The 5,123-nt window shown below is 66.9% G+C and carries 7 protein-coding genes; all 7 read left to right on the plus strand.

Annotated features, from left to right (window positions below):
• A partial coding sequence (locus ACR2JA_RS11500; protein ID WP_434009223.1) for an STAS domain-containing protein occupies positions 1-144 on the plus strand: 144 nt, incomplete at its 5' end.
• 108 nt (positions 145-252) lie between these two features.
• A complete protein-coding gene (locus ACR2JA_RS11505; protein ID WP_434009217.1) occupies positions 253-1,179 on the plus strand; it encodes an ABC transporter ATP-binding protein in 927 nt (308 codons plus the stop codon).
• On the plus strand, positions 1,176-1,931 hold the full coding sequence (locus ACR2JA_RS11510) for an ABC transporter permease (protein ID WP_434009218.1): 756 nt from the start codon (positions 1,176-1,178) through the stop codon (positions 1,929-1,931). The genes ACR2JA_RS11505 and ACR2JA_RS11510 overlap by 4 nt, the downstream gene beginning before the upstream one ends.
• Positions 1,932-1,942: 11 nt before the next feature.
• The gene (locus ACR2JA_RS11515; RefSeq protein WP_434009219.1) at positions 1,943-2,182 is read left to right on the plus strand and encodes a BolA family protein; all 240 of its coding nucleotides are present in this window, start codon (positions 1,943-1,945) and stop codon (positions 2,180-2,182) included.
• Between the two features lie 13 nt (positions 2,183-2,195).
• Positions 2,196-3,464, plus strand: a complete 1,269-nt coding sequence (murA, locus tag ACR2JA_RS11520) for a UDP-N-acetylglucosamine 1-carboxyvinyltransferase (protein WP_434009220.1) — start codon at positions 2,196-2,198, stop codon at positions 3,462-3,464.
• 133 nt (positions 3,465-3,597) lie between these two features.
• Positions 3,598-4,251: an ATP phosphoribosyltransferase gene (hisG, locus tag ACR2JA_RS11525; RefSeq protein ID WP_434009221.1), complete on the plus strand. Its 654-nt coding sequence runs from the start codon at positions 3,598-3,600 to the stop codon at positions 4,249-4,251.
• Positions 4,248-5,123, plus strand: an 876-nt coding sequence (gene hisD, locus ACR2JA_RS11530; protein ID WP_434009222.1) for a histidinol dehydrogenase, incomplete at its 3' end; no start/stop codon positions are given. The genes hisG and hisD, both read left to right, overlap by 4 nt.

The raw sequence follows: 5,123 nt of genomic DNA on the forward strand, positions 1-5,123 counted from the left end.
TGCGATTCGTCGGCCGTGGCGGTGCTGCTGGAGTTGCGCCGCGAGCTGCAGCAGCAGGGCAAGGCCTTGCGGTTGCACAACGGGCCGCAACGCCTGCGCGATCTGGTGGCGCTGTACGGCGTCCAGGAACTGCTCACCGTTTGAGTGCCGAACAGCCCCGGCCAAGGGCGGGGCAGGGGTAGCCGGTAAAATATCCGGTTCCCCGCAGCGGCAGGCCAGACGGCCCGACGCGAGCACTGGGGCTCCTCCTTCATGCCCGCCGTTTCCTTCCAGAATGTTTCCAAAACGTACCGCAGCGCGCGTGGTGAGCTGCAGGCGCTCAAGGGCGTGTCGTTCGACATCGAGGCGGGCGAGTTCTTTGGCCTGCTGGGTCCCAACGGCGCCGGCAAAACCACGCTGATCAGCATCCTGGCCGGCCTGGCGCGTGCCACCGGTGGCCGCGTGCTGGTGCACGGGCACGACGTGCGCACCGATTACGCCGCCGCGCGCCGCGCGCTCGGCGTGGTGCCCCAGGAACTGGTGTTCGACCCCTTCTTCAACGTGCGCGAAGCGCTGCGGTTCCAGTCCGGCTACTTCGGCATCCGCCACAACGACGCCTGGATCGACGAACTGCTCAGTGGTCTGGGCTTGGCCGACAAGGCCAGTGCCAACATGCGCCAGCTCTCGGGCGGCATGAAGCGCCGGGTGTTGGTGGCCCAGGCCCTGGTGCACAAGCCGCCGGTGATCGTGCTGGACGAGCCCACCGCTGGCGTGGACGTGGAGCTGCGGCAGACGCTGTGGCACTTCATCAGCCAGCTCAACAAGCAACAGGGCTGCACCGTGCTGCTGACCACCCATTACCTCGAAGAAGCCGAAGCCCTGTGCGGCCGCATCGCCATGCTCAAGCAGGGGCAGGTGGTGTCGCTGGCCAAGACCTCCGACCTGCTCAGCCGCGCATCGTCCAACGTGCTGCGGTTCAAGACCGATCAGGCGCTGCCCGCCGAACTGGCCGCCCAGGCGCGCGTCACCGGCCGCGTGGTCCAACTGCCGGCACACAACGCCATCGAGGTTGAGCAGTGGCTGGCGCGGGCGCGCGAAGCCGGCGTGACGGCCGAAGACGTGGAGATCCGCAAGGCGGACCTGGAAGATGTCTTCATCGATGTGATGGAGAAGGCTTCCGGCACGGGGGTGGCGGCATGAGTGGCTGGCAGATGCTGTTTTACAAAGAGGTGCTGCGCTTTTGGAAAGTGGGTTTCCAGACGGTGGCGGCGCCGGTGATCACGGCCATCCTGTATATGCTGATCTTCGGCCACGTGCTCGAAGACAGCGAGAAGGTGTACGGGCAGGTGAACTACACCGCCTTCCTGTTGCCGGGTCTGGTGATGATGAGCGTGCTGCAGAACGCGTTCGCCAACAGCAGTTCTTCGCTCATCCAGAGCAAGATCATGGGCAACCTGGTGTTCCTGCTGCTCACGCCGCTGTCGCACCGCGCCTGGTTCGTGGCCTATGTGGGCTCGTCGGTGGTGCGCGGGCTGGCGGTGGGCGCGGGCGTGATGCTGGCCACCTGGTGGTACGCCCAGCCCAGCCTGGTGGCACCGCTGTGGATTCTGGCCTTCGCTTTCATGGGCGCGGCCCTGCTGGGGGCACTGGGCGTGATCGCCGGTCTGTGGGCCGAGAAATTCGACCAGATGGCCGCGTTCCAGAACTTCATCATCATGCCCATGACCTTCCTCTCGGGCGTGTTCTATTCCATCCATTCGCTGCCCGATGTCTGGCAGCGCGTGAGCCACCTCAACCCGTTTTTCTACATGATCGACGGTTTCCGCTATGGCTTCTTCGGCGTCAGCGACGTCTCGCCCTGGTTGAGCCTGTCCATCGTCGCCACCGCGCTGGCCGTCGTCAGCACCGTTGCACTGCACCTGCTGCGCACCGGTTTCAAGATCCGCCACTGAGCGCCCCGCCCATGACCGCTGAACAACTGCAACACATCATCGCCGCCGGCCTGGCCTGCGAGCACCTCCAAGTCAGCGGCGACGGCCGCCACTGGTCGGCCGTCATCGTCTCGACCGAGTTCGAAGGCAAGCGCCCCATCGCCCGCCACCAGCGCGTGTACGCCACCCTGGGCGACCGCATGAAGACGGACGAGGTGCACGCCCTGTCGATGAAAACCTTCACCCCCGCCGAATGGTCGGCGCAGAACTGAAAGAGACCGCTTCATGGACAAACTGCGCATCACCGGCGGACGCCCGCTCAACGGCGAAGTCACCATTTCCGGCGCCAAGAACGCGGCCCTGCCCGAGCTGTGCGCCACCCTGCTGACCAGCGACCCGGTGCACCTGACCAATGTGCCGCGCCTGCGTGACGTGGCCACCATGCGGCTGCTGCTGGACAACATGGGCGTGAAGACCGAGACCCACGGCGAGCGCGGCGGCATGAGCTTCCAGGCGCCCGACAGCCTCAACCCCGAGGCGCCGTACGAGTTGGTCAAGACCATGCGCGCGTCGGTGCTGGTGCTGGGCCCGCTGCTGGCGCGCTTCGGCCACGCCAAGGTGTCGCTGCCCGGCGGCTGCGCCATCGGCTCGCGCCCGGTGGACCAGCACATCAAAGGCATGCAGGCCATGGGCGCCGAGATCGTGGTGGAGCACGGCTACATGGTCGCCAAGCTGCCGCAGGGGCGCAGCCGCCTGCACGGTGCCCGCATCGCCACCGACATGGTGACAGTGACCGGTACCGAGAACTTCCTCATGGCCGCGGCACTGGCCGAGGGTGAGACGCTGCTGGAGAACGCGGCGCAGGAACCGGAGATTCCCGACCTGGCCGAGATGCTGATCGCCATGGGCGCCAAGATCGAGGGCCACGGCACCAGCCGCATCCACATCCAGGGCGTGGACCGTCTGCACGGCGCCAACCACCAGGTGGTGGCCGACCGCATTGAGGCCGGCACCTTCCTGTGCGCGGTGGCCGCCACCGGCGGTGACGTGATCCTGCGCCATGCCCGCGCCGAGCACCTGGACGCGGTGATCGACAAGCTGCACGACGCTGGTGCGGAGATCGAAGCCGGCGACGGTTTCATCCGTGTGCGTGCGTCGGGTCGCCTGAAGGCGCAGAGCTTCCGCACCACCGAGTACCCGGGTTTCCCGACCGACATGCAGGCCCAGTTCATGGCGCTCAACTGCATCGCCACCGGCACCAGCAAGGTCACCGAAACCATCTTCGAAAACCGCTTCATGCACGTCAACGAGCTGGTGCGCCTGGGCGCCAAGATCCAGACCGACGGCAAGGTGGCCGTGGTGGACGGGGTGGAGCGGCTGCAGGGCGCGACCGTGATGGCGACCGACCTGCGTGCCTCGGCCAGCCTGGTGATCGCCGGTCTGGTGGCCGAGGGCGAGACCATCGTCGACCGCATCTACCACCTGGACCGCGGCTACGACCAGATGGAAGCCAAGCTGCGCGGCATCGGCGCCAACATCGAACGGGTGAAATGAACACCCCCGCCGCGCTTCGCGCGACCCCCTCAAGGGGGCAACGCGAGTGGCCCGGCAAAGCCGGTTCCACCGCGTTCGCTGGAACATGCATTGGTATGCTGAGCGAGCAGAACAAAACGTCAGGAACTTCTTTGTGATTACCCTTGCTTTGTCCAAAGGCCGCATCTTCGACGAGACCTTGCCGCTGCTCGCCGCGGCCGGCATCGAGGTGCTGGAAGACCCGGACACCTCGCGCAAGCTGATCCTGCCGACCAACCAGCCGGATGTGCGCGTGGTGCTGGTGCGCGCGACCGACGTGCCCACCTACGTGGAACACGGCGGCGCCGATCTCGGCGTGACCGGCAAGGACACGCTGATCGAACATGGTGGCCAGGGTCTGTACCAGCCGCTGGATCTGCAGATCGCCAAGTGCCGCATGAGCGTGGCGGTGCGCGACGATTTCGACTACGCCACCGCCGTGCGGCAGGGTGCGCGCCTGAAGGTCGCCACCAAGTACACCACCATCGCACGCGAATTCTTCGCCAGCAAGGGCGTGCACGTGGACCTGATCAAGCTCTACGGCAGCATGGAGCTCGCCCCGCTGACCGGGCTGGCCGACGCCATCGTGGACCTGGTGTCCACCGGCAAGACGCTCAAGGCCAACCAGCTGGTCGAGGTCGAACAGATCATGGACATCAGCTCGCGCCTGGTGGTCAACCAGGCCGCTCTCAAGCTCAAGCAGGTCGCCATCCGCCCCATCCTTGACGCCTTCACCAACGCCCTCCAGAAAGGCAATTCCACGTCATGAGCCTGACCGCCACGCCCCTTCGCCTGTCCACCGCCTCGGCCGATTTCGAAGCGCAGTTCGCCCATCGGCTGCACTGGTCGGCGGAGACGGACCATGCGATCGAGCAGCGTGTGGCGGACATCCTGGCCGATGTGCAGGCGCGCGGCGACGCGGCGGTGCTGGACTACACCGCACGCTTTGACGGATTGCAGGCGGCCGCCATGGCCGAACTGGAACTGACGCAGGCCGAGCTGAAGGCTGCATTCGACAGCCTGCCCGCTGCGCAGCGCATCGCTCTGGAAGCCGCTGCGGCGCGCGTGCGCCGCTACCACGAGGCGCAGAAAAAGGCGTCCGGCGAAAGCTGGACCTACCGCGACGAAGACGGCACCCTGCTGGGCCAGAAGGTCACGCCGTTGGACCGCGTGGGCATCTACGTGCCCGGCGGCAAGGCGGCTTACCCGTCCAGCGTGCTGATGAACGCGATCCCCGCGCACGTGGCCGGGGTGGGCGAGATCATCATGGTCGTGCCCACGCCCAAGGGCGATAAGAACCCGCTGGTGCTGGCCGCCGCTTACGTGGCCGGCGTCACGCGCGCCTTCACCGTCGGCGGCGCGCAGGCAGTGGCGGCACTGGCCTACGGCACGGCGACCGTGCCCAAGGTCGACAAGATCACCGGCCCCGGCAACGCCTACGTGGCCAGCGCCAAGAAGCGCGTGTTCGGCACCGTGGGCATCGACATGATCGCCGGCCCGAGCGAGAGCCTGGTGCTGGCCGACGGCAGCACGCCGGCCGACTGGGTGGCCATGGACCTGTTCAGCCAGGCCGAGCACGACGAGCTGGCGCAGTCCATCCTGCTGTGTCCGGACGCGGCCTACATCGACGCGGTGCAGGCT

The organism is Hydrogenophaga sp. (assembly GCF_051007235.1).
Classification (GTDB): domain Bacteria; phylum Pseudomonadota; class Gammaproteobacteria; order Burkholderiales; family Burkholderiaceae_C; genus Hydrogenophaga.

What these genes read in the sequence shown, in the direction of transcription:
- ACR2JA_RS11505 (WP_434009217.1), top strand. Translation starts at nt 253, where the DNA reads ATGCCCGCCGTTTCCTTCCAGAATGTTTCCAAAACGTACCGCAGCGCG.
- ACR2JA_RS11510 (WP_434009218.1), top strand. Translation starts at nt 1,176, where the DNA reads ATGAGTGGCTGGCAGATGCTGTTTTACAAAGAGGTGCTGCGCTTTTGG.
- ACR2JA_RS11515 (WP_434009219.1), top strand. Translation starts at nt 1,943, where the DNA reads ATGACCGCTGAACAACTGCAACACATCATCGCCGCCGGCCTGGCCTGC.
- murA (WP_434009220.1), top strand. Translation starts at nt 2,196, where the DNA reads ATGGACAAACTGCGCATCACCGGCGGACGCCCGCTCAACGGCGAAGTC.